The following is a 23,275-nucleotide window of genomic DNA, read 5'->3' on the forward strand; positions in this document are numbered from 1 at the left end:
ACCATGAGCCATCGAGTCAATCTCGTCCAGGAATCGCCGGAGAACTTCGGTGCCCTGAACGCGCTCAGCCGGGACGCGGATGAACACGCGCGGAGATCCGGTGTGGACGCGAAATTGCTCGAGCTCGTCCGCATCCGCGCCTCGCAGCTCAACGGGTGCCGGTTCTGCGTGGCGATGCACACGCGTTCCGCGCGAGAGGCGGGCGAGTCCGAACATCGTTTGCGGGAGCTGGAGAACTGGCCGGACTCGAGCCTGTTCACCGAAAGTGAGCAGGCGGCGCTGCGGTTGACCGAGTCCGTGACGCTGCTCAACGACCGGAAGGTGCCAGACGAGGATTACCGGCCGGCGGAGAAGCACTTCGACGAACCGCAGCTGGCGAGTCTGCTGTGGACCGTCGCGTTGATCAACGCCTACAACCGGCTGTCCATAGCGACCGCCTCGGTTTCCTAGGGCCGGCTTATCGACCGCTTGTACCTGCATAACCCGATACTCGTTCGTGCATATGTATCGGCGATCCCGTCGAGACCGCGGCGGTTGATCAATAAGTTGCCGTTGGTAGCGAAACGAGATGTGAGAAAGGAACCCGCATGTCTAAGACGGGTATGGCGCTGCTCGGTCTTTTCGGTGCTCTCTCCGCGATGGGAGCTGTCGCAGTTCCCGCCTCGGCGGCCACCGGACAGGTGACGGTTTTCGAAACCGAAGCGCAGCCGCTGACAACATACGAGAACCCGGACGGCTGCTACAAACTGCCGCTCGCGGCGCACGTCTTGAACAACCAGACCGATAAGCCGGTGCGCATCTACGGGGATCCGTTCTGCATGACGCCGAGCCTGACCGTCGAGCCGGGACGAGGCTCCCACGTTGCGCCGGGCAGCGGGAGCTTCTCCCTCTGAGACGCGGCGTCGGTGCTCGCTGCGTGTTCGGTGCTGCTGCAATCGACCGCCGTATTCCGATAGCTTAAATCTAAGAAAAAACCGATCTTACGCTGACGTTCAGCGAACGTCTGTGTGAGGCGACGCGTGCTTCGCGCGTTGCTTTTCCCGTGTGATAAGGAAATGGAGTGATCGAGAGATGACCACGACCGTCGCCAGCGAGCGGCTGCAGAGGCGTTTTGCCAAGTGGGATCACGACGGCAGCGGCCGTTTGGAGCGGAAGGACTTCGAGCAGGAGGCCGCCCAGATCGCTCAGGCTTTCGGTAAGAGCGTGGACTCGGCTGACGTGCAGCCGATCAAGAACGCCTTGCTCGGTCTCTTCGAATACGTCGACCAGGAGGCCGGGAGCAAAGGCTCGGTCACCGAGGCGCAGTTCATGGACGTCACGGAGAAGCTCATCTTCGAGAAGGGCGAGGCCGAGTTCAACCGTGCGCTGACGCCGGTGGTACAGGGCATCGTTGCGTTGTGCGACAAGAACGGCGATGGGAAGATCAACGGCGCGGAGTTCGCCACTTGGCTCAGCGCCCTGGGGATGGACCGGAGCCAGGCCGCGGATGCGTTCCAGCGGGTCGACAAGGACGGAAATGGTGAGCTGTCCACGGACGAGCTCCTGGCGGCCGTCCGCGACTACCACTTCGGCCGGTCCGACGTCGAGCTGTTGGGCTGACCTTCGCCGCGGATGCTGATTCCGCGCGGCCGGTGCCGTTGTGGTCACCGGCCGCGCGGACATCCGAACTGAGGGGATAATCCTTGTATAACAACGCTTCTACTGTCACGGCAGGTGACGTAACGGAAGAGTGGCGGCAGCGGGCCCGGCGGAAGGGCCTGGCCCGCGTGATGCGTGCTTCCCAGCCGGCGGAGTACAACGCCGACACGACGGAGCGGACTCGGCAGGTCGTGGCGGGGCACCTGCGAACCGCGGCCCGAGAACTCGCCCGCCCGCTGTCCGCCGCGCTGGAGATCGGATGCGGGATCGGCCGCCTGACACCGACTCTGGCCGCACAGGCGGACCGTGTTACGGCACTGGACATGACTCCCGGAATGTTGGACGAAGCAAAGAACTCCTGCTCCGACCTGTCCAATGTCGATTTCGAGCTGGCTCGTGCGGAAGACGTGCCTTGGCATGGACGGAAGTTCGATGTCGCCGTGTCGGTTTGGGTGCTGATGCACGTACTCGACGAGGCGGCACTGGCCGAGATCTGCCGGTCGATCTCGCATTCCAGCCGTTACCTCGTGCTCGTGGAGTACGCGCAGGCAGCGATCCCGGTCAGCGAGTGGTCCCGGCTGCGGTCGGTGGACGACTACCTTGCGCTGATGCCGGGCGCACAGCTCGTTGAGACCCACGAGCTGCAGTACGGCGGGGACCGTTCCACGGCGGCACTGATCCGGTTTCCCGGCTGAAGCGGGGTGCTGATCATGAACACCGAAACGGGTCTGTCGAGCCCGACCGAAAAAGCCCGGCCGGAGAGCAAGCTCCGCAGTTACGTGCGACTGGCCAAGCTCGACGTCTACGACTACTACCTCAGCATCTTGGTGGTCGCCTCCGCAGTAGTTCTGCCGTCGGGTGCGTTAAATGCGCGCACCGTCCTTACGCTGCTCGGCTTCCTCATCGGCGAGGTCCTCGTGACCGTCGCCCTGGTCGCTTTCGACGACCTAACCGGATTCCTCGACGGCAGCGATATCAAGAACTACGGGCCGGACAATCCGTTCCGCAAGAAGCTGCGGAAGCCGCTCGTCGCCGGCACGCTGAAACCTCGCGAAGCGGAGCGCTTCGGCTGGATCACCGCACTGCTTGGGGCCGCGGTCTGGGCGGGCACGATCGCAATCGCACCCGCGAGTCCGGTATGGACTGTCGCGACAATAGGCGTGCTCTATGTCCTGGCGTTGCAGTACTCCTACGGACTCAAGCTGAGCTACCGCGGGCTCCAGGAGATCTTCCTCGTCTGGCTCGGCCTCTCCATGGTTATCGCGCCCTATGGTCTTGTGTCCGGGCAGTTCTCCTGGTTCATGTTCGTGCAGGGCGTTTTGTTCGGCTTCGGCCCGCTCATGTTCGGTGTCTACTCCAACAGCAACGACGTCGAGGGCGACCGCTTAGTGAACCGGCCGACCGTCGCGGCTGTAGTCTCGCACCGGGGCAACACGATTTTCATTGGTGCGCTCTCGTTCGCCGAGTTCGCCATCGGTGCGTTGGCTTCGGCGGCCGGGGCGGCGCCGTGGTGGTTCGTGATGCTGATGCTTCCGGCGACGGCGCTGCGCGCACGGCAGTACTACCTCGGATTCCGCGCCGGCGACATCATGCGAGCACGCAAGTTGGGCTTCAAGGTTCACCGGGTCAGCGTCGGGCTGCTGATCTTGGCGAACCTGCTCGCCGGTTTGGGAGGCCCGGTGTGAGCACTGATCTTGATGTCGCCGTCGTCGGCGCGGGCGTTTCTGGCCTGACCGCGGCGCACGAGTTGCAGCGGGCAGGCTTGGGTGTGCGGGTGTTCGAGGCGCAGCCGGAAGTCGGCGGCCGGATGCACAGTTTCCGGCACGAAGGTTTCGTGCTCGATGAGGGGGCGGAGCAGTTGTCCCCGCACGGCTACCGCGCCACCTGGCAGCTTCTGGCGCGCCTTGGGGTGTCGCTCGACGACATTCCCAAGATCGGCAGCGCCATCGGTATGTGGCGGGACGGGCGCGCCCATCACGGTGTCGCAGACCGGGCTGGGATGCTCACCGGCATGGGGCTGTCGCTGCGAGCGCGCCTGGACCTGGCGCGAGTGCTCGGCGGCGCATCGCGCCGGAAGGCGGAATACGACTGCGACTTTCCGGAGTCCACACCGCTGGGCGCCGCGACCATCCGCGAGTTCACCAGGCGCTACCACGACGACCTGCACAATTACCTGTTCCAACCGGTTGCGGGCTGTTTCTTCGGATGGGATACGGCGCGCTCCGCTGCGGCGCCGATGTTGAGTCTGCTAATTTCCGTTGGCCAGGTCGGCAGCTGGCGCACCTATCGCGATGGGATGGACACGCTCGCGCGCCGACTGGCCGATGGCCTCGACGTCGCCACCGGTTTGCGCGTGGACCAGGTCGTCGCGGACCGGGATTCGGCACGCTTGCTGATCGGTGGGGACACCGTGACGGCCCGTTCGGTCCTGCTGTGCGTGCCGGCGCCGATCGCCGCGAAGCTGTACTCCAACACGCCCGACCACGAGCGTCCGTTCCTGTCGGCGTGCACGTTCACCCCGACGCTGAAGGTCAGCTGCCTGCTGGACCGGCCGGTGGCACCGGAGTCCCGCCATCCGCTGTATGTGCTGCTCACCCCGGAAGTCGAGGAATCGGTGCTGTCCGGGATCATCATCGACCACGCCAAGCACCCTGGGCGCGCGCCGGCAGGCAAGGGACTGCTGACTCTGATGGCCAACGCCCGCACCGTTGCGGCGTTGCTGGACGCTCCGGAACCTGAGGTGATCGCGCGGCTGACCGCTGCGGCAGCCCGCTACGTGCCCGGCTTGGAATCGGCCAATGCGGCGAACTTCGTACACCGGTTCCGGTATGGGCTGCCCGAGGCGACACCGGCGGCGCTGCGGTTGCGTGGCGCGTTCATGGCACGCGCCTGCGCGCCGGTCGACTACGCGGGTGACTGGTTGACGCTGCGGCCGTCGAGTGAAGGCGCCGTGCGCGCGGGTGCGCTCGCCGCTTCTCGAACGCTGAGCCGGCTCAGGGGAACAACAGACCGTCGACAACCGTCGCTCAATTCGGCATTGGAGGCCTTGTGAAACCGGATGACATGGGCGTCCTGTTCGATGAGATCGCCGAACACGGCACCCCCAGCACAGTTCACCTGGACCGCCCACTGGACCTCGGCGACGACCGTCGCAAGTTCGGCGTCGCGGATCTCGCGGAGTTGGTGCAAGAACTGGCCGGTTGGCTGGCGACGGCTGGCGCCGGTCACCGCGACCGAGTGGCGATCGTCAAGGAGAACCACTGGGACTACGACTTGTTGTCCTGTGCGGCTGTGCGCATCGGCGCCGTCCCGGCGAAGCTTTCCGACCGCTTGCCCAGCAATACCGTCGGGGCCCTTCTCAAGCGCCTCGATCCCAAAGTACTCGTCACTACAGCAGCGGTGCTCGAGCATGCCCGTGCAGCAGGCGTCGACCTGGCGTCGTTCGCCGGCTCGACGCTGGTACTGGATGGTGCGGTGCCCGGCACGCTGTCGCTGGATGATGTGCGCGGGCACACCGCACCCGGGCCGCGCCGGCGCCATGGCGACGAACCGCTCGCTGTGATGCACACTTCCGGCACGACCGGGACACCCAAACTGGTAGTGCACTCGCGCAACACGATCATCGGTCAGTTGGCGAGGTTCGAGACGGTGCGCTACCCGGTGATCGGCGTGCGTGGTGACGATACGCTCGTCAATGCGAGCGCATACGCGCACGGCCGCACCTTCTGCTGGACCGCGAGCGCGTTCTGCCTGGCGCCGCGGGAGATCGTCATCGTCTCGCAGCAGGATGCCGACCGGGCGGACCCGGTGCTGCGCGCACATCCGCCGACGGTCATGGAAGCCCTTCCGGCGACGTACGTGCGGTTCGCAGAGCTGACCGAGCGGCTGGACAACCCGTTCCGGCGGACGCGGCTGTTCGTGAGTACCTACGACGCCATGCACCCGCCCACGATCCGTTCGTATCTGACCGCAAGTCATCGCAAGCGGGCACTGTGGATGCAGGGTTGGGGGCAGTCCGAGACCGGGCCGCTGACCTTCCGCTTCCACACCCGGTCTTCGGTCGATCCGAGGCGCAGCGCCCGCACCAGCCGCAACGTTGGGTACGCGGTCCCGGTCAAAACCCGGTTGCGCGTCGTCGATCCCGACAGCTTCCAGCCTGTACCGCTCGGCCGGCCTGGGCTTGTGCTGACCAAGACCGCCGCCCGCTGCCTGGACTACGTCGGGGAGACGGACCGATGGCAGGCTAAGCATTGGGGCGACTGGTGGATCACCGGTGATCTCGGGGTGCGCAACCGGGATGGCAGCGTGGATTTGCTCGACCGCGAGGTCGACATGGTGCCGGAGCTGAGTTGTTTGCGTGTCGAAGACATCTTGGAGGAACGGCTACCACAGGCGCTGGAGTGCGTGGTCCTCGGGCAACCCGGGAAGGCGCCGCTGCCGGTCGTCGTCACCGCCGACGGCGAGCTCGATGAAGCGAGCTGGCTGAGAGCGGCCCACGACCTTCTGCCACTCCAAGCGCCGATAGCCCTGACTTGGGATCAGATCCCACGCACCGGAACCGGCAAGGTCCGCCGCCTCGCCCTACTGCAGGAGATCACGGCAACGGCCGAAACCCACGGCACCGGACGGTGGACCTAACAGGACGCGTCTGCGAAGATCGCGAGCCTGCCCGGAACCTTCCAGTCGTGCGGTGGCCTCCAGATCGTTGAAGCGCGCGTGCGCACCGGGGGATTTCGTCCCGGTGCCGGCCAACTGGCGGGATCGGGACTGCGCGAGCTTGCGGGCTTCGTTTCTGACGTCGGCTTCAATCTCTCTCGGTGCGCTGGTCAGGCCCATCTTCCACATTCGCCTGCGAAATCAATGATCCCGGCCAGCGACGATTGGGCGCCCTGGACTTTGCGCTCAAGGCGCCACAATTGCCGCGCTCCGTCATTTAGGTTGGGAGTTCCGGGAGGGGCGCGGTCCGGATCGTCCGGGAGACGGTCCGGCCGATCGCCCGGTTGGGCCGGGAGCTGGGCGTTAACAAGCGCCCACGCGGAAGCCCCCAAATGATCTCCGGTGTGGAGCGAACGCCACATCCGCTCCGCACCGGGGCGTGTGCAAAGTTGACCTGTCCGGTTTAGGTGGTTTCGGGGAGTAGGTCGAGGAGTCGTTCGGGTTTGCGGTTGCCGGCGCCAAGGGCGGGTTGGATTCCGGTGGCTCCGTTCTGGCGGTGCGGGGTGATGGCGGTGTTGCGGAGGACGGCGAGGTTTTGGGGTGCGTTGCCGGTGCGGGCGCGGTGATCTTCGTTGTAGGCGGCGTCGCGGACGAGGTGGAGTCGCCCTTCAATGCCCGAGTGTCCGGGGATGAGTTTGCCCAGCTTCTCCGGGCCGGCGTCGGCCGGTGGCAGGTTGGTGAGGTAGTGGACCGTTTCGACGGCAGCGGGTTTTCCTTTCGGTCGGCGCCAGCGCCGGATCTGGATGGCCTGCGGGGCTCGGAGTAGCTTTGATCGCAGTTCATTGTCGAGGGCAAGGACTTTCAGGCTGCGGGTCTCGGTCCGTCCGCTCCCCGGGTGCGGTCGTCGGCGTCTATCCGGGTGTGGTTCCACGGCAGGGTTTTCAGCCGCTGATGTGTACTGGGTCGGTTGCCCTTGACCGGTAGGAGCCAGAACGCCCCGGCGGCCTCGACTTCGGCGATGAAGGCGCTGCTGGCGTGTTTGGCGTCGGCGGTGATCACCTTTGTCTCCAACGCTTTTCGTCCCGAGGCGTAATCGCGCTCGGCAGATACGGCACACGGGTGAGTGTCGTTGGCAGCACCGTCATCTTCGTCTTGGCCCACGGCATCAACCGGGCATCAACCTGACCCTCATTCCGGCGATCGTCTTCGGCGCGATCAATGGCCTTCTCCTGGTGCGCACCAAGTCGGTGTGGCCAGGTGTGATCGTTCACGCGGTCAACAACGGCGTGGCAACCGTCGTCAGCATGCTGTTCGGCTAAGGGGTGCCCAGGCACGCGGCCCGAGCGTGGACCTCGCGAGCGACGCTCTGCGCGATGCCGCCGAGAGGGGCCCGCCGGTTCGCTGGCCATCCGGGTTAGCAGCATCGCGGCAGCCTGGTAGAAGGCCTGGTTTCGTAGATCGCCAATTCCGCCGATGCCCGGTTTTTCGGGGGACTCGGCCAGTACCAACCGAGCCGGGGCCGGCGATGAACTGCGAGGTCGTAGCGGCCGGGACGGGGTCTAGTGGCGGCCTTGGGGCAGGCTGCCGGTGGTGCCGAACTCGTGGCGGCGGGCCACGGAAACGACCTGGTCGGTGAGGCGTTCGTCGGATCGGGCGAGCAGAGCCGGGTTGATCGTGGTGCGGGTTCGGTGTGGCCGTTCGGCGCTGGTGATGGTGGTGATGACTGGGTTGTTGGGCGTCGAGGTGATCGTTCAGGCCGCCGCCGAGGCGGTGTTCTGGGCCTGCACACGGGCTCGGCGGCTTTCGTGCGCAGCGGCCAGGCTGGCTCGGCAGGTCCGGGTGATCTGCCGAGTCGCCGCGGTCTCGGGGGTCTGGCGGCACCGCGTGCACACTACGGTCACCGATCTGGTCACCTCGTCGACCGCGACGGATGCCTCGGCCTCGCAGGGGCGGCACCAGCGGTGCCCTGTGACGGGGATGACGTGCATCGGCGAGGCAATGCATTCGTGTGCCCAGCGACGGTGAACGTGGCAGGTGATGCGCTCGTGAGCCGAAATCTCCTCGCGTTCTTCACCCGCATCCTCGATGATCAAGGTGTGTGCGAGGTGCTGGTCACGGAGGTCCGCGTAGCGCTCGCCGTACCGTAGTACCTCTGTGGCGCTCGGCCGGGAGGGGCGCGACGAACGTCGGGGGCGCGGCGAATCCGGTTCGATTCGGTCGGTGTGGGAAAGGGGGAGCATGGTTTGGCCTTGGACGGATCTGCTTATCGGGTTGCCATCAGTGTCTTTAGTCCCCCGATACGCAGACATCGGTGGCACTACGTAGCCAGCTGCGTATCTATCTGTAGGTACGTGCTGCGGAGATCAGCTGGCCGTGTCGGACCGGCCTGGCTCGGTAGTTCCGGGTCGCGCCGTATCCGTCGCCACCGCACGGTTCAGGCATGACCGAGGGTCGGGCTTGCACGTGCATCGGGTAGAGCGAGACGGCCGGTCTGCGGCTGGTCTCAGTCGATCTGATGCACCGCAGGCCAAAGCTCCCAAGAGAGCAGCGCGACGGCTCCGCATCAGATCGATTGTGACCGGACATATGCGACTAAAGGTGCACAATGGTCAGTGTTGATCTGACCACGCATAACCGGTATCTCGGGAGGGTCGCGTGCTGCGCCGTTCAAGCTCAAGCGTGCGGTGCGTCTTCCGCTCGACGATCTACAACGTCCCCGAACTCAGCACCAGCCGACCGCTCGCCTCTGGACCCGGTCCGCAGCGAGCGTTCCCGAGCTAAGCGCTGGTTTCCGGTGTCTGCTATCGGGCCGCTTCGGCCGCTGGGTTCAGCGCAAGTGAGGGTTCGGCGTGAAACCAAAGGTCCGTCCCGCCCAGGACCAGGACTGGACCCGTGGGTTCGGCTCAGCTCGGAGTGTCGCATTCGATCGTGGTTTCCCGCAGTAATGGATGCTGAATCTTGTGATTGACGCCGCTACAACCGGAGTGTGCCTTGGAGCAACCGATTCCCACGCGATTCCGGACCATCCATCGGATCTATGTTCTGTTGCGACCTGAGCCCGTTGGCGCGGCGGAGTGGCCAGGTCCAGCCATTCCTCGATGGGCAGCACGTGTGCGCGGTGTCCGGCGTGCGTGCGGAACTCATTCTCCGGGTCGGAGACCTCGACGTAGCCCGCGATCTTGTCCGGCTGCTCCGCCTCGTAGTGCATCGGCACTGCGTACCGGGCGTCGAGGATCTCTGCGGCTGCGGCGGCCTGCCTCGGGTCCATCGCGGCTGGCAGCGGGCTCGGCGGCTGGAGGTGTGGCGCGTCGACCACCGCGCCGTTGGCGGGCAGGAACACCGCGTCGAACGGGCTGAACCGGCGCGCGATGAGCCACCAGTAGCCGTGGAACATCGTGTCGCCGCCGTGGAAGACCCGCTGCCCGTCGGCCTGCACCACCCAGTTCAGCTGCGGGCACCCAGCCCGTCGACGGCGGGGACCGCGGTGACGCGGAACGGCCCGAGGTCGCGGGTGGACCAGGCATCCACGACCTCGGCCGCCAGTCGGTGCAGGGCCAGTTCGCGCTCGGCCAGCAGTGTCGTCACGTTGTCCACGTCGTCGCCGTGGCCGGGCGCGGGTCGGAGCACCGGTGCCCCCGGCGTCAGCGCGGCCGCGAGCGCGGCCGCGTCGGTGTGGTCCCGGTGCAGGTGGGTGACCAGTGCGGCGGTGACCGTCCCGCTCGGCGCCGCCACCATCTCGCCAGACAAACCCGCCCGATTCTTTCCCGAGGACCAGACCGCCTGACCGCGTTCCTGCTGGTCAGCCCGTATCCGTCCCATTTTCGGCGAGTACTACGGGACCCCTAGCATTGTCACGAGACATTCCCGGAGCCGTCATTGATTGACTGGCGCAGCGAAAAGCTACTCGCCGGTTGCTTTGCACCTTGGGTCAGCTTCGGGAGTTCCGGGCCCAGAGTGTCCCGTGGGTTCAGTGTGAGTGAAGGTTCCTCGCGGGGAGCCCGAGGGGGACTGCCACCAGGGTCTGAAGACTTCGTGAAGAAGGTATGTACCCGGGTTGGGCATGCTTCATCTCGGAAGCAAAGCCGAGGCTTGGGAGTGCGGACATGATGGCAAACGATCACGGCACGGTGCTCGCCACCATGACCTTCAACCTGGTAGCCCCGGCGGGAGTGATCGCGCCGGTTGGTGTGGAGCTGCGGTACGACAGCCGCAATCCGTACGAGATCTCCATGAAGTTCAACGTGGGCACGGACGGTCAGGTGGATTGGGTGATCGCCCGCGACCTGCTGGCCGACGGGCTGATCGCCGAGGCAGGCGAAGGCGATGTGCGAATCGGCCCCATACTGGACTCTTCGGGTGTGGTCGTGATCAAGTTGAGCTCGCCGTCGGGGCAGGCCTCCTTCGAGGTGAATGCTGATCAGCTTGCGGACTTCGTGAACGACACTTACGACGTGGTCGCACCCGGTGATGAACACCGGTGGATGAACGTCGACGAGGTGCTGAGCCGGCTGCTCTCGCACAACCTGTAGTGGCTTGGTTCTCCCGAAGCGCCGCACGCCAGGCAGCCGGCCGCTGGACCTGGCGGCGCTGAACACCTGAAACTCCGCCACGCTGCGTCTCCGAGCTCCAGCTGGACCACGTCGGTGCCGTGCGCCGGCTCGGTCAGGCCGAAGTGCTGATCTTCTCCAGGCGCGCCATCGGCTCAGGAAGCGCTGCTTCTGCTCCCGCCGCAGTACCGTCGTGTCACGGCCACGGACAGCCTCGATTCCTCGAAGCTACAGCGGCCGTGGCATCGAGAGTCGCGTCGTGCGTCTCGGAAGTCAGCCGGGACGTCTACACGCACCTGATTTCCGAGGCTCCGCAGTTGCGAGCCGATGAGATCGCCCTCAGCATTCTACGGACGAGTGTTGAGGAAAATTTCGCCAGATTGCCGCATATTCTCGAATACGAGATTCCGTTGGAAAATTCGCCGGGTCCTGCTGCGGTGTTGGAGTATTCGCGACGGCTGGCTCAGCGAAACCTTTCCATCAACGTGCTGATCAGGGCCAACCGCATCGGGCACTTCCGCTTCCTGTCGTGATGCCTCGACGAGATCCACCGCCAATGCGCCGACGAGGCCGTGTCCGCAGCGACCACGCAACGAATGCTGCGATCGCCGGAGATCGAGAAGGGCGATCACGTCAGCGATTGGCGCGGGCGGTTGCCAGCACGTCGGATGCGGCTTTGCGTAGGTAGGGCAGGCGCATCCGACGCGGGAGCCGGACGAGTTCTTCGCCGATGGCCGGTACTTTGGGGCTGCTCAGGAGCCGAACACCTCCCAGCCGCAGGTGCCGGGCTGAACCGAGTGGTTCTCGTCGGCTCGGATCACAACATCTGCCGGAACAGCTGCGGCGAGGTGGTCGCAGGGCGAGGCGAGTTCGTCCTCGGCGAACTCGCCGACGATCGTCGCCAGGGCCAGGGCTTCGTCGACCTGGTTGGCACCTAGATCACGACGGTCAGAAGCTTGCCGGCATCGGGACGATCGAAGTGATCCCGGGGGTCCCGTCGGCTTATCGGTCGAGTGAGTCCGGGGCCTGCCCAGCCAGGTCCTGCGTCGTTGTTCCGGGCTCAGTTGCGGATTCCGACGAACAGGCCTCGGCCGTTCGGTGCTCCAGGAAGGTATTCCGCGCGGATTCCTGCGTCTTCGAGCGCGGCGGTGTACTCGTCCTCAGTGAACAGCGAGAGAATTTCAAACTCTGTGAAATCCCGGATGCCGGTGGGTTCGGCGACTGTGTAGCGGACGGTCATCCGGCTCGTACGGCCCTCCAGGACCGAGTGCGATAGCCGGCTGATCACCCGCTCGCCGTGGTGCGCGACGGCTCCGGTGACGAACCCGTCGATGAACTTGTCGGGAAACCACCAGGGTTCGATGACCGCGACTCCGCCAGGGGCCAGGTGCCGGGCCATGTTCCGCGTCACGCGTCGCAGGTCGTCAACGGTCCGCATGTAAGCCGCGGTAAAGCACAGGCAAGTGATGACGTCGAATGGCTCGCCGAGGTCGAAATCGCGGATGTCACCGATGTGAATCGGTACCTCAGGGACTCGTCTGATCGCGATCTCCCGCATCGCATCTGACAGTTCAAGCCCCGCGACCTTCGCGTATTCGGCACGGAACCGCTCTAGGTGCGCCCCGGTCCCACAGGCGACGTCGAGTAGGGACTGTGCTTCGGGCAGCCTGGTCCGTACGAGCTGGACTATCTCCTCGGCCTCGGTTGCCCAGTCCCGGCCACGCGCGGAGTGGATCGCGTCGTAGATGTCGGCATGGTCTGGGCTGTATACCGAGGAGGTTTCTGCGAATGTGTCGCTCACGCGCGAAATCCTCACTTTCGGAGTGGTGATATTTGGCTGATGTGGTGCTCGACGGCCTTCTGGAACTCGTCAGCCACCGTGCGCACCTCGGCGTCGTCAAGGCTTGGGTGAAGTGGTAGCAGGAGTGTTCTGCGGCAGGCTTGCTCCGCAGAAGGCAGCTCGCAGTCCGCGCGGTAGATGGGCACCTTGTGCAGGGGCGGGTAGCGGTAGCTCGTGTAGATGCCGCGTTCCAGCATTTGTTGCGCCACCTGGTCGCGGATCTCCGGAGCCAGCTGGACCCAGTAGAAGTAGTGTGACGAGACGTGCCCATCCGGTAGCGTCGGCGGTAGGAGGACACCCGGCACATCGGAAAGCAACCGGTCGTACTGCGTAGCGATTTCTCTACGCCTGCTGATGAATTCTGGCAGTTTGCGCAGCTGCACGCTGCCAAGCACCGCCGTCATGTCGTTCCCGATCAGCCGCTGGCCGATGTCTTCGACGCGAATATCCCACCAGCGGTTGGAAGACTTGGCCGAATCGAATCCGCTCATCTGCTCAAGACCGTGGTAGGCGAGTCGTCTTGCACGGTGCGCCAGCTCCGGATCCGCCGCGTAGAACATGCCCCCATCCCCGGTGACCAGGATCTTCATCGCATCGAAACTCCAGGTGGCCAGGTCACCAAAGGTTCCGCAAGAGGTGCCGTGCACGGACGACGCCACCGCACAGGCGGTGTCCTCGATGAGCACGAGGCCCTTTTCACGACAGAAATCGGTGATCGCGGTGACTTCTCCCGGGGATCCTCCATAGTGGAGCAGCAATACGGCCTTGGTCGCCGGCGTGATGGCCTTCGCCACATCATCCAGCGTGGGGTTCAACGTCCGGGGGTCGACGTCGCAGAACACCGGGCGGGCACCGGAGGATGCGATGGCGTTGGCCGCCGCCACGAAGCTTATCGAAGGAAGTACCACGTCGTCGCCTGGGCCGAGGTCGAGCACCTGCACGGTAAGGAACAGCGCGGCAGTCCCCGAGTTGAGGAACACAACCTGTTCGGGATCCACTCCCAGGTGGTGGGCGAATTCGGCCTCGAACGTCCGGGTGCGCGGCCCGAGCCCGATCCAGTTGGAGGCGAACACCTCCGCGATCGCGTCGAGTTCTTCGGTGCCCAGGATCGGCTGGTGCAGGTTGATCACGTTGCTGAAATCCTCCGAGATGCCGCCATGCTGGATGCTAGGAATTCTTGGCCACGAATTCAGCGATTGATTCGACGACGTAGTCGATCATTTGGTCCGTTATGCCTGGGTAGACGCCAACCCAGAAGGTCCGGTCGGTGACGATGTCGCTGTTGGTGAGCGCGTCGGCAATCCGGTACCGCACATGCTCGAAGGCCGGGTGCCGGGTGATGTTACCGCCGAACAGCAGTCGGGTGCCGATGTTGCGGGACTCCAGGAAGTTCACCAGGGCGGCACGGGTGAACCCGGCGTCCGCACTGATGGTGATCGCAAACCCGAACCAGCTCGGGTCGCTGTGCGGTGTGGCTACCGGCAGCAGCAGGCCCGGCAACCCGGACAGCCCTTCGCGCAACCGTCGCCAGTTATGGCGGCGTGCCGACCCGAATGCGGAAATCTTGCTCAACTGGCTCAGCGCAAGTGCGGCCTGCAGGTCGGTGGTCTTGAGGTTGTAACCGACGTGGGAGAACGTGTACTTGTGGTCGTAGCCCGGTGGAAGAGTACCGAGGTGGTAGTCAAACCTCTTGCGGCAGGTGTTGTCCACGCCGGGCTCGCACCAGCAATCCCGTCCCCAGTCACGCAGCGACTCGATGATGCGAGCCAACTCCAGGCTGCCGGTCAACACGCAGCCACCCTCACCGCTGGTGATGTGATGGGCAGGATAGAAGCTGACCGTCGTCAGGTCGCCGAAGGTTCCGGTCAGCCGTCCCCGGTAGGTGGATCCCACCGCATCACAGTTGTCTTCGACGAGGAACAGCTCGTGCTCTCTTGCGATCTCTGCGATTTCGTCAGCGGCGAAGGGGTTACCCAGGGTGTGCGCCAGCATGATGGCTCGCGTCCGTTCCGTGACGGCGGCCTTGATGCGGTCCGGCGTTGCGTTGTAGGTGCCCAGTTCCACGTCGACGAACACCGGGACGAGTCCGTTTTGGACCGCTGGATTGATGGTCGTGGGAAAGCCGACCGCCGCAGTGATCACTTCGTCGCCGGGCCGGAGTCGTGCCTCGCCGAGTTTGGGGGAGGTAAGCGAACTCAGCGCCAGGAGATTGGCCGACGAACCGGAGTTGACGAGATGAGCCTTGCGGAGGCCGAAGAAGCGGGCGAACTCGCTCTCGAATCGCCGTGCATTCCCGCCCGCGGCGATCCGGAGCTCCAGCGCCGCTTCCACCAGTGCCACCCGGTCGTCCTCGTCGAGCACGGCGCCCGATGGCCGGATCGGTGTCGATCCAGCCACGAAGGTCGGGGATTCCTGTTCGTGGTGGTAATCGCGTACGGATGCCAATATCCGGTCCTTGGCATCCGGCACCATCTCAGTAGCGGTAGCGCAAGTGTCGTCACACGAAGTCACTCTGGCGCGCCCTTTCCCCAGCGCTCTGGTTTTCCGGCTCTGCATGCAGGCGACGATCAGTCTTCGCGCCTTGCCTTCAGGAGATGAGCGATGCCCGTGGCGAATCGCGTTATGACGTCCCAGCGGGACAGTGTGCTGTCTCGGAGCCTTACACCTTCCTGCCCTGGTTCGATGCGGTGCGGGACATCAGGACAGCGGAGCAAGGAGAAGCGCTCGTTGACTCAGAACTCCTCGATCTACCCGGCACACCCGACTCGGTAGAGCCCAGGCTAGCGGGAACGACCTGCTTGCGCTTGTCAAGATCGCTACCATCACCTGGAAGGCCTAAGATTTGGCTTGCGAAAGCGGCGTTTCCCGGGGGATATCAGAGAGTTCTGTGATTCTTGGCATGTTTTCCCGGGTGTTCAATTGCGATCGGAGAGTTCATGCGTGTCCTGTTCACCCCGCTGCCGGCGAGTTCGCACTTCTTCAACATGGTGCCGTTGGCGTGGGCGTTGCGTGCCGCGGGGCACGAGGTCCGTGTCGCCATCTGCCCGAATATGGTGTCGATGGTCACCGGAGCAGGACTCACCGCGGTTCCCGTCGGCGACGATCTCGACCTCATCTCCTTGGCTGCCAAGAACGAACTCGTTCTCGGCAGTGGGGTCTCGTTCGACGAGAAGGGGCGGCATCCGGAACTCTTCGACGAGCTGCTGTCAATCAACTCCGGCAGAGACACCGACGCCGTGGAGCAACTCCACCTTGTGGATGACCGATCGCTGGACGATCTCATGGGGTTCGCCGAGAAATGGCAGCCTGATCTCGTTGTGTGGGACGCTATGGTGTGTTCGGGGCCAGTTGTGGCGCGAGCGCTCGGCGCACGACACGTGCGGATGCTCGTCGCCCTCGATGTTTCGGGGTGGCTGCGGTCCGGTTTCCTCGAATACCAGGAATCGAAGCCGCCTGAGCAGCGCGTCGACCCGCTCGGGACGTGGCTGGGAGCGAAGCTCGCCAAGTTCGGAGCCACGTTCGATGAAGAGATCGTGACGGGCCAAGCGACCATAGATCCGATTCCATCCTGGATGCGCCTGCCTGTGGACTTGGACTACATCTCGATGCGCTTCGTGCCGTACAACGGTCCGGCGGTGGTGCCGGAGTGGTTGCGCGAACGCCCGGCGAAGCCGCGCGTCTGCATCACGCGCGGGCTGACCAAGCGGCGGCTGAGCAGGGTGACCGAACAGTACGGGGAGCAAAGTGACCAGGAACAAGCAATGGTGGAAAGGTTGTTGCGCGGCGCGGCCAGGCTCGACGTCGAGGTGATCGCCACCTTGTCTGACGACGAAGTACGGGAGATGGGGGAGTTGCCCTCGAACGTCCGGGTCCACGAATACGTACCGCTCAACGAACTGCTGGAGTCGTGTTCGGTGATCATCCATCATGGCTCGACGACGACGCAGGAAACCGCCACGGTCAACGGCGTACCGCAGTTGATTCTCCCTGGGACCTTCTGGGACGAATCTCGTAGGGCGGAACTCCTCGCCGATCGGGGAGCCGGTCTGGTCCTCGACCGCGCGACGTTTACCGAAGACGACGTGCGACGTCAGCTGACCCGCCTGCTCGACGAGCCGTCGTTCGCTGCCAACGCGGCGCTGATCCGCCGTGAAATCGACGAAAGTCCCAGCCCGCACGACATCGTTCCACGTCTGGAAAAGCTAGTTGCCGAACGTGAGAACCGCCGCACTGGGCAGTCCGATGGCCATCCGTGAGCAACGTATGGCCGGAAACATGAACGCCGGGGTTTGGCAGGTGTTCATCGCTGTTGCGTCGACTCGGATTCCGCCGTGACCCGGACGACGCCAGGGCGAGTCCCGAAGTCAGATTCTCGTCCAGAATCGCCCAATGGAGTGTTGATCTCCCCAGAGGTTTGCGCTCCAACCGATTTCCGACGAAGATCGTGGCGCCCGCTGAGCAACGACTACCGCGCGGTCGAGACCTACCGCTGTGCACCAGGAGCGAAGGTGGGTTGCCCGATGACCGTGCTGGTGGTAGATGCCGAGCCGAACGTCACCTTGGATGAGGCGGAAGCCTGGCGAGAGCACACCGAGAACGTTCCCGACGTCCGTGTCTTCTGCGGCGGGCATTTCTTCATGACCGAACGCCAGGACGAGGTGCTCGCGGTCCTTACGGGCGGATCGCTTCGATGATCCTCGCCAGGCCGCTGGACCAGACCGCGACGCCCTGGGAGCCGGCGTGCACATCGTCACGGCAGTGAGGGATTGGGCATGAGCAGTTCTGTCGAAGCTGAGGCAAGTGCTGCTGCGCCGCTCGGCAGCAACAACACGCGGCGGTTCGTCGACTCTGCGCTGAGAGCTTGCAATGGCATGATTCCGACCACGGAGTTCCACTGCTGGCTCGCCGATCGGCTGGGCGAGAACAGCTTCGAGACCAGTCGCATCCCGTTCGACCGCCTGTCGAAATGGAAATTCGATGCCAGCACGGAGAACCTGGTTCATGCTGACGGCAGGTTCTTCACGGTAGAAGGCCTGCAGGTCGAGACCAACTATGGCGCGGCACCCAGCTGGCACCAACCGATCATCAACCAGGCTGAAGTAGGCATCCTCGGCATTCTCGTCAAGGAGATCGACGGCGTGCTGCACTGCCTCATGTCAGCCAAGATGGAACCGGGCAACGTCAACGTCCTGCAGCTCTCGCCGACGGTTCAGGCAACTCGGAGCAACTACACGCAGGCACACCGTGGCAGCATTCCGCCCTATGTGGACTACTTCCTCGGGCGAGGCCGCGGCAGAGTGCTGGTAGACGTGCTCCAGTCTGAACAGGGGTCCTGGTTCTACCGGAAGCGCAACCGGAACATGGTGGTGGAAGTCCACGAGGAAGTGCAAGTCCTGCCCGACTTCTGCTGGTTGACCCTCGGCCAGGTGCTGGCTCTCCTTCGTCACGACAACATCGTCAACATGGACACCCGGACGGTGCTGTCTTGCATCCCATTCCACGATTCCGCCACCGGACCCGAACTAGCCGCCTCGGAGGAGCCCTTCCGGCAGGCGGTGGCCAGGTCGCTCTCGCACGGCATCGATTCGTCGAGTATCTCCGAGGCGGTCGGTTGGTTCGAGGAAGCCAAGGCCCGCTACAGCTTGCGGGCAACGCGCGTTCCGCTGAGCAGGGTTGACAAGTGGTATCGAACCGATACCGAGATCGCCCACCAGGACGGCAAGTACTTCGCGGTGATTGCGGTGTCGGTGTCCGCGACCAATCGTGAGGTCACCAGCTGGACGCAGCCGATGATCGAACCACGAGAACAAGGTGAGATCGCACTGTTGGTCAAGCGGATCGGCGGAGTGCTGCGCGGTTTGGTCCACGCTCGGGTGGAGGCTGGGTATAAGTGGACTGCGGAAATCGCTCCCACGGTCCAGTGCAGTGTGGCCAACTACCAAAGCACCCCGTCGAACGACTGGCCGCCGTTCTTGGACGACGTGCTCACTGCCGATCCCGGAACCGTGCGGTACGAATCGATCCTGTCCGAAGAAGGCGGTCGATTCTACCAGGCGCAGAACAGGTATCGGATTATCGAGGTGCATGAGGACTTCGCGGCACGACCTCCCAGCGACTTCCGGTGGATGACTTTGGGACAGTTGGGCGAGCTGCTCCGGAGCACCCACTTCTTGAACATCCAGGCGCGCAGCTTGGTTGCCTCCCTGCATAGCTTGTGGGCGTTGGGGCGATGACCAGCTCGATGCGAAAGCCGGTGCGCATCGGTGTGCTCGGGTGTGCCTCCTTCGCGTGGCGACGGATGCTGCCCGCGATGTGCGACGTGGCCGAAACAGAGGTGGTGGCGGTCGCGAGCCGTGATCCGGCGAAAGCCGAACGGTTCGCAGCGCGATTCGAATGCGAGGCGGTGCTGGGTTACCAGCGGCTCCTGGAGCGGCCGGACATCGATGCCGTCTACGTGCCGTTGCCTCCTGGCATGCATGCAGAGTGGATCGGCAAGGCGCTTGAGGCAGACAAACACGTGCTTGCCGAGAAACCGCTGACGACGTCGGCGTCCGACACCGCTCGCCTGGTCGGGCTGGCCAGGAGGAAGAATTTGCTGCTGCGGGAGAATTACCTGTTCCTCCACCACGGCCGGCACGACGTGGTCCGCGACCTGGCGCAATCCGGGGAGATCGGTGAGCTCCGGGAGTTCACCGCCGTGTTCGGAATTCCGCCGCTTCCCGACACGGACATCCGTTATCGCACCGAACTCGGTGGCGGAGCGTTGCTGGACATCGGTGTCTATCCAGCCCGTGCCGCTCGGCACTTTCTCCTCGGACCGCTCACGGTTCTCGGCGCAAGCTCGCACGAGGCTCAGGAGTTGGGCGTCGACTTGTCGGGCAGCGTGCTGCTCCAATCGGAAGGCGGCACCGTTGCTCACCTCGGATACGGTTTCGTGCACCACTACCGCAGCGCGTACGAGCTGTGGGGGAGTCGTGGGCGAATCGTCGTCGACCGGGCGTTCACGCCGCCCGCCGAGTGGCAGGCCGTGATCCGAATCGAGCGGAAGGGCGTTGTCGACGAGTTGTCCTTGCCAGCGGAAGATCAGGTTCGCAAGACGGTCACTGCCTTTGCACGCGACATCAGAGCAGAAGCAGGCGTGGACGACCCTGTGGTGGCCGGAGATTCGGGCGAATCGATGATCCAGCAGGCCGCGCTGGTGGAGGCGATCGGTCAGGCCTGCCGGTGCGGGTCCACCTAGCCGCCCGGCATCTGCGGGTAGCTGTTCGCCTCGAAGCCTGACCGGGCGTCCGGAAGCTGGCGGCGAAGCCCCTGGAGAGGCTCACCGCCATCCGCTCACCCGGCATCTCGCGGACCGCTGATCGCGGACGGCTCGGAGAAGTGCTCGTCGAACCACGAGACGACCACTCGCGAGCTGGCCAGGGCGGCGGGAAAGTGAGCCAATCCGGAGAGCGGATGCCACCGCACCGGCGTACCCGCCGAGCGGTAGCTGTCCCGGAGCCGCTCGCCGAATGCGAAAGGAACGATCTCGTCGTCCGTGCTGTGGTAGACGAGCGTGGGGACCACCGGACCGCAATTCCGACCTACGACGCTTTCTGCCAGTCGTGCTCGCCATCGAGGTTGCTCGAAAAGGCCGGAAGTGTCGAGGAAGTCGCTCAGCTCGCGGCCGAGGAAGCGGGTGACGAGCTCCGGTGCGCCGAGCTCGCGCACTTCATCAACGGCGATACGACCCGCTTCGGTGAGCAGCTCGTCGAATGGCAGATCGGGGTAGGCGGAGGCATGCCCGACCAGGCCGGCCAGCACCGGCCCGGTGAACACCCCGTCATTTCGGTGGATGATGTCCAGCAGATCGATCGGCACCGCACCTGCGGCCGCAGCGCGGATTCGCAGTTCAGGTGCGTAGGTGGGGTGCAGTTCGCCGGCGAAGGCCGACGCTTGCCCACCCTGCGCATAGCCCCAGATGCCGACCGGGCAGTCGGTCGCCAGGCCGGAGCCCGGTAGCCGTTGCGCAGCGCGGGCGGCATCGAGCATGGCGTGTCCCTGCGCCCTGCCGACGGTGTAGGTGTGGGTTCCAGGAGTACCGAGGCCCTCGTAGTCGGTGATGACCACGGCCCACCCGCGGTCGAGCGCCACGGCGATCAGCTCGGTCTCCGGCTCGGTTCCGGTTCGGAGCAGGTAGGACGGGGCAGCTTGGCTACCGAGGCCGTGGGTGCCCACTGCGAAAGTGATGATGGGGCGATCTTCACCCGGCCACGAGATGTTCGGCACCAGAACGGTGCCGGAGACGGCGTTCGGCATGCCAAGGGCGGAGTTGGACCGGTAGAGGATTTGCCAGGCCTTGGCTGCGACGGGTTCGCCCGCGCCGCGCAGTGCCGAGACGGGCCGGGCCCTGATGAGCGTGCCCGGGACACCCGGCGGTAGCGGTGTCGGCGGTCGGTAGAAGGGATCGTCCGCGGGTGCCCGCAGATCGTCGCCGACCAGGCTGGCGTGCTCGGAGGCCATCAGGACTGCTTCTTTCGAGCCTGCAGGAGCATGTAACCCATGCTTTCCTCGTTTCTGGCGTAATCCGGATGTTTCCGGTATTCCGCAACCGCGGCGATCAGCTGTGCTGGTCCCGGTCCGTGTTTCGCCGCGATGTCTCCCAAGTAGCGTTGCTGGTAGGTGCCGACAGCCGCAGGCTCGACGCCGGCGAGCTCATCGAGTTTCCGGAGCAACTCGTCGACGTACCAGGAGACCATGCACCTGGTCTGCGCCGTGAGGTCGGTGACTTCGAGAATCTCGAATCCGGCTTCGCTCACCAGCGCGGTGAGGCTGTTCAAGGTATGGGCGGTCGTGCCCGTCCAAACCGCCGCGTACTCTTCCGGGAGTCGAACACGGGTGATGATGTCTCCGAGAACGAACCGGCCGCCGGGTTCCAGGACTCGGTGGACCTCGCGGATCGCGGCGGCCTGGTCCACGATCTGCACCACGGACTGCATCGCCCAGGCGGCCTGAAAGAAACCGTCCGGGTAGGGCAGCTGGGCGCCGTCGACTAGATCGAACCGAAGACTGCGGGCCAGTCCGGTCTCGTTGGCGAGCCTGGTGGCGGCGGCGAGATGCTGGGGGTTCACGGTGATTCCGGTGACTCGAACGCCGCTGGCGCGTGCCGCGCGGACTACGGGCTGACCATTGCCGCAGCCCAGGTCGAACAGGTGCGCTCCGGGGCGGAGTGCGGCCTTGTCGATGAACAGGTCGGTCAGTTGGTCGGCAGCATCCGACCACGGTGTGGCCCCGGCATCCTCCCGATACCCGCCCGTCCAGTAACCGTGGTGCAGGGGACGCCCGTGCGCCAACGCATCGAAGATGGACTCCACCTGATCCGCGGTCGGAAATGCCTGTGTGTTCGCCCCTCTGCTGTTCACTTGTCCTCCGCGCTGTTCACGTCGGCCAGGTGCAATATGTCGTCCAGACTCCTTGGCACCCAAGCAGGAACGCCGCCTTCGGCGTTGACGCCTTTCTCCAGGAACGCGATGTTGTGGTAGATGTGGAGGCCGACCAAATTGCGTTCCAGGTAGCTCGGCTCGTACGAGCCCGCATGCGGATGCTCCTCGTGCTGAACGCCTTCCAACAGGTTCTTGAGCAGGCTGACCGTGGTGCCGGGCGCGGCCGGGCACTGCGCCTGCCCGCCGAATCCGGGAGCATAGGTCGTCCACAGATCCTCGATCACGTATACGCCACCGCTGCGCAACCGGGGGAACAGCGTTTCCAGGGACGTGCGCACGTGTCCGTTGATGTGGCTGCCGTCATCGATGATGATGTCGAACGGTCCGTACTTGTCGTCAACGGCGGCCAGCTCTTCGGGCTTGCTCTGGTCGGCGCGGACGGTGCAGAGCCTTTGCTGGTCGAGGAAGGACTTGTCGAAAACGTCCATCCCGAACACGAGGCCGCGGTGGAAGTAGCGCTTCCACATCTTCAGGGATTCGCCGCCGCCACCGTCGAAGTTGTAGCCCCCGACACCGATCTCCAGGATGCGCACCGGGCGATCACGGAACTCGCCGAGATGTCGCTCGTACAGCGTGGTGAACCAGTGCAGGCCGCCCCACTTGTCCGTGCGGTAGTGGGAGGCGAGCAGGTTGAGGTCGGGACGTCGGTGCCCGCAGCCGGCGACCACTGCGGAGATGGCCTGGAAGCCATCGGACAGTTCGGACGGGCCGGGTATCGAACCGGATGTGGTGGTTCGGAGGAAGTTGGTGCTCCTGGCGCCGACGGCCCTGGGAGTTCCTGGACCGAACAACTCGGCGATGAGATCGGTGAGCTCGTAACCGATCCGCAGCGGGACGTCTCCGACCGGTCGTTGCTCGGCCGTGATCAGCTCACCGGACTGTAGCGTCAGGACGAAGTCAACGGTCTCGCCTTTGTGGGTGATCTGGACCGCGACCTCGGTCCGTTCGATGTCGGGGGCCGGTCCCGCGCGGAAGAGGATCTCCTCGATCAGCAGGGGTGCGATCCTGGCCAGTCCGAGTTCGGTGGTCAGGTCGGCCAGGCTCGCCGCACTGGAACCGGCGGCGAGGATAATGCGTTCCACGGTTTCGATCTCGTGCGTTGCGGACATCGT

General features: G+C 64.7%; 24 protein-coding genes. 15 read left to right on the plus strand and 9 right to left on the minus strand.

Features of this window, described 5'->3' with window-relative positions; genetic code table 11:
• The first annotated feature begins 3 nt into the window (after positions 1 to 3).
• The 7 genes from ACWDKQ_RS03975 (at position 4) to ACWDKQ_RS04005 (ending at position 6,276) form a co-directional block, all read left to right on the plus strand.
• The gene (locus tag ACWDKQ_RS03975; protein ID WP_450137251.1) at positions 4 to 450 is read left to right on the plus strand and encodes a carboxymuconolactone decarboxylase family protein; all 447 of its coding nucleotides are present in this window, start codon (positions 4 to 6) and stop codon (positions 448 to 450) included.
• A gap of 137 nt (positions 451 to 587) precedes the next feature.
• Positions 588 to 893 (plus strand): hypothetical protein, encoded by a 306-nt coding sequence (locus ACWDKQ_RS03980; RefSeq protein WP_450137252.1) that lies wholly within the window; start codon positions 588 to 590, stop codon positions 891 to 893.
• 178 nt (positions 894 to 1,071) lie between these two features.
• Positions 1,072 to 1,599 carry an EF-hand domain-containing protein gene (locus ACWDKQ_RS03985; RefSeq protein WP_450137253.1) on the plus strand — a complete coding sequence of 176 codons (528 nt, stop codon included), beginning with the start codon at positions 1,072 to 1,074 and terminating at the stop codon, positions 1,597 to 1,599.
• A gap of 83 nt (positions 1,600 to 1,682) precedes the next feature.
• Positions 1,683 to 2,333: a class I SAM-dependent methyltransferase gene (locus ACWDKQ_RS03990; RefSeq protein WP_450137254.1), complete on the plus strand. Its 651-nt coding sequence runs from the start codon at positions 1,683 to 1,685 to the stop codon at positions 2,331 to 2,333.
• An 84-nt stretch (positions 2,334 to 2,417) separates the two neighbouring features.
• Positions 2,418 to 3,323 (plus strand): UbiA family prenyltransferase, encoded by a 906-nt coding sequence (locus tag ACWDKQ_RS03995; RefSeq protein ID WP_450137255.1) that lies wholly within the window; start codon positions 2,418 to 2,420, stop codon positions 3,321 to 3,323.
• Positions 3,320 to 4,690: a protoporphyrinogen/coproporphyrinogen oxidase gene (locus ACWDKQ_RS04000; RefSeq protein WP_450137256.1), complete on the plus strand. Its 1,371-nt coding sequence runs from the start codon at positions 3,320 to 3,322 to the stop codon at positions 4,688 to 4,690. Before ACWDKQ_RS03995 ends, ACWDKQ_RS04000 begins: the two co-directional genes overlap by 4 nt.
• An 11-nt stretch (positions 4,691 to 4,701) precedes the next feature.
• Positions 4,702 to 6,276, plus strand: coding sequence for an AMP-binding protein (locus tag ACWDKQ_RS04005; RefSeq protein ID WP_450137285.1), 1,575 nt, complete (start codon positions 4,702 to 4,704; stop codon positions 6,274 to 6,276).
• An 879-nt stretch (positions 6,277 to 7,155) separates the two neighbouring features.
• Here ACWDKQ_RS04005 and ACWDKQ_RS04010 read toward each other — a convergent pair.
• Positions 7,156 to 7,353 (minus strand): hypothetical protein, encoded by a 198-nt coding sequence (locus ACWDKQ_RS04010; RefSeq protein ID WP_450137257.1) that lies wholly within the window; start codon positions 7,351 to 7,353, stop codon positions 7,156 to 7,158.
• Positions 7,354 to 7,355: 2 nt separating this feature from the next.
• Between ACWDKQ_RS04010 and ACWDKQ_RS04015 the strand changes: the two genes are divergently transcribed.
• Both ACWDKQ_RS04015 and ACWDKQ_RS04020 read left to right on the plus strand, forming a co-directional pair.
• Positions 7,356 to 7,613, plus strand: coding sequence for a CPBP family glutamic-type intramembrane protease (locus tag ACWDKQ_RS04015; RefSeq protein WP_450137258.1), 258 nt, complete (start codon positions 7,356 to 7,358; stop codon positions 7,611 to 7,613).
• A 400-nt stretch (positions 7,614 to 8,013) separates the two neighbouring features.
• On the plus strand, positions 8,014 to 8,319 hold the full coding sequence (locus ACWDKQ_RS04020) for a hypothetical protein (protein ID WP_450137259.1): 306 nt from the start codon (positions 8,014 to 8,016) through the stop codon (positions 8,317 to 8,319).
• Positions 8,320 to 9,121: 802 nt separating this feature from the next.
• Here the strand turns inward: ACWDKQ_RS04020 and ACWDKQ_RS04025 are convergent.
• Both ACWDKQ_RS04025 and ACWDKQ_RS04030 read right to left on the minus strand, forming a co-directional pair.
• Complete coding sequence (locus ACWDKQ_RS04025) at positions 9,122 to 9,733, minus strand: MBL fold metallo-hydrolase (RefSeq protein ID WP_450137260.1); 612 nt, start codon at positions 9,731 to 9,733, stop codon at positions 9,122 to 9,124.
• Between the two features lie 5 nt (positions 9,734 to 9,738).
• Positions 9,739 to 10,041, minus strand: coding sequence for a hypothetical protein (locus ACWDKQ_RS04030; RefSeq protein WP_450137261.1), 303 nt, complete (start codon positions 10,039 to 10,041; stop codon positions 9,739 to 9,741).
• Positions 10,042 to 10,397: 356 nt separating this feature from the next.
• Between ACWDKQ_RS04030 and ACWDKQ_RS04035 the strand changes: the two genes are divergently transcribed.
• Together ACWDKQ_RS04035 and ACWDKQ_RS04040 are read left to right on the plus strand one after the other, a co-directional pair.
• Positions 10,398 to 10,823: an SsgA family sporulation/cell division regulator gene (locus ACWDKQ_RS04035; RefSeq protein ID WP_450137262.1), complete on the plus strand. Its 426-nt coding sequence runs from the start codon at positions 10,398 to 10,400 to the stop codon at positions 10,821 to 10,823.
• A gap of 119 nt (positions 10,824 to 10,942) precedes the next feature.
• A complete protein-coding gene (locus tag ACWDKQ_RS04040; RefSeq protein ID WP_450137263.1) occupies positions 10,943 to 11,374 on the plus strand; it encodes a hypothetical protein in 432 nt (143 codons plus the stop codon).
• Positions 11,375 to 11,901: 527 nt separating this feature from the next.
• Here the strand turns inward: ACWDKQ_RS04040 and ACWDKQ_RS04045 are convergent.
• From ACWDKQ_RS04045 to rfbH, 3 genes are read right to left on the minus strand one after another with little or no spacing between them, the layout of a single operon-like run.
• On the minus strand, positions 11,902 to 12,642 hold the full coding sequence (locus tag ACWDKQ_RS04045; protein ID WP_450137264.1) for a class I SAM-dependent methyltransferase: 741 nt from the start codon (positions 12,640 to 12,642) through the stop codon (positions 11,902 to 11,904).
• Between the two features lie 11 nt (positions 12,643 to 12,653).
• Positions 12,654 to 13,811, minus strand: a complete 1,158-nt coding sequence (locus tag ACWDKQ_RS04050; RefSeq protein ID WP_450137265.1) for a DegT/DnrJ/EryC1/StrS aminotransferase family protein — start codon at positions 13,809 to 13,811, stop codon at positions 12,654 to 12,656.
• Between the two features lie 37 nt (positions 13,812 to 13,848).
• Positions 13,849 to 15,153, minus strand: a complete 1,305-nt coding sequence (gene rfbH / locus ACWDKQ_RS04055; protein ID WP_450137266.1) for a lipopolysaccharide biosynthesis protein RfbH — start codon at positions 15,151 to 15,153, stop codon at positions 13,849 to 13,851.
• 464 nt (positions 15,154 to 15,617) lie between these two features.
• Here rfbH and ACWDKQ_RS04060 point away from each other — a divergent pair, with 464 nt between their 5' ends.
• The 4 genes from ACWDKQ_RS04060 to ACWDKQ_RS04075 all read left to right on the plus strand — a co-directional run bounded on the left by ACWDKQ_RS04060 (position 15,618) and on the right by ACWDKQ_RS04075 (position 19,921).
• On the plus strand, positions 15,618 to 16,937 hold the full coding sequence (locus ACWDKQ_RS04060; RefSeq protein ID WP_450137267.1) for an activator-dependent family glycosyltransferase: 1,320 nt from the start codon (positions 15,618 to 15,620) through the stop codon (positions 16,935 to 16,937).
• Positions 16,938 to 17,075: 138 nt separating this feature from the next.
• The gene (locus ACWDKQ_RS04065) at positions 17,076 to 17,375 is read left to right on the plus strand and encodes a thioesterase II family protein (protein WP_450137268.1); all 300 of its coding nucleotides are present in this window, start codon (positions 17,076 to 17,078) and stop codon (positions 17,373 to 17,375) included.
• A gap of 78 nt (positions 17,376 to 17,453) precedes the next feature.
• Positions 17,454 to 18,914, plus strand: a complete 1,461-nt coding sequence (gene spnO / locus ACWDKQ_RS04070) for a dTDP-4-dehydro-6-deoxy-alpha-D-glucopyranose 2,3-dehydratase SpnO (RefSeq protein WP_450137269.1) — start codon at positions 17,454 to 17,456, stop codon at positions 18,912 to 18,914.
• On the plus strand, positions 18,911 to 19,921 hold the full coding sequence (locus ACWDKQ_RS04075) for a Gfo/Idh/MocA family protein (protein ID WP_450137270.1): 1,011 nt from the start codon (positions 18,911 to 18,913) through the stop codon (positions 19,919 to 19,921). Before spnO ends, ACWDKQ_RS04075 begins: the two co-directional genes overlap by 4 nt.
• A 95-nt stretch (positions 19,922 to 20,016) precedes the next feature.
• Here ACWDKQ_RS04075 and ACWDKQ_RS04080 read toward each other — a convergent pair whose 3' ends face one another.
• Genes ACWDKQ_RS04080 through ACWDKQ_RS04090 form a run of 3 tightly spaced genes read right to left on the minus strand, consistent with a single transcriptional unit; the run spans position 20,017 to position 23,272 of the window.
• Complete coding sequence (locus ACWDKQ_RS04080; RefSeq protein ID WP_450137271.1) at positions 20,017 to 21,183, minus strand: lipase family protein; 1,167 nt, start codon at positions 21,181 to 21,183, stop codon at positions 20,017 to 20,019.
• Complete coding sequence (locus tag ACWDKQ_RS04085) at positions 21,183 to 22,082, minus strand: SAM-dependent methyltransferase (protein WP_450137272.1); 900 nt, start codon at positions 22,080 to 22,082, stop codon at positions 21,183 to 21,185. The genes ACWDKQ_RS04080 and ACWDKQ_RS04085 overlap by 1 nt, the downstream gene beginning before the upstream one ends.
• On the minus strand, positions 22,079 to 23,272 hold the full coding sequence (locus ACWDKQ_RS04090; protein ID WP_450137273.1) for a class I SAM-dependent methyltransferase: 1,194 nt from the start codon (positions 23,270 to 23,272) through the stop codon (positions 22,079 to 22,081). The genes ACWDKQ_RS04085 and ACWDKQ_RS04090 overlap by 4 nt, the downstream gene beginning before the upstream one ends.
• Positions 23,273 to 23,275 lie beyond the last annotated feature (3 nt).

It is taken from the genome of Saccharopolyspora sp. NPDC000995, from assembly GCF_053599315.1.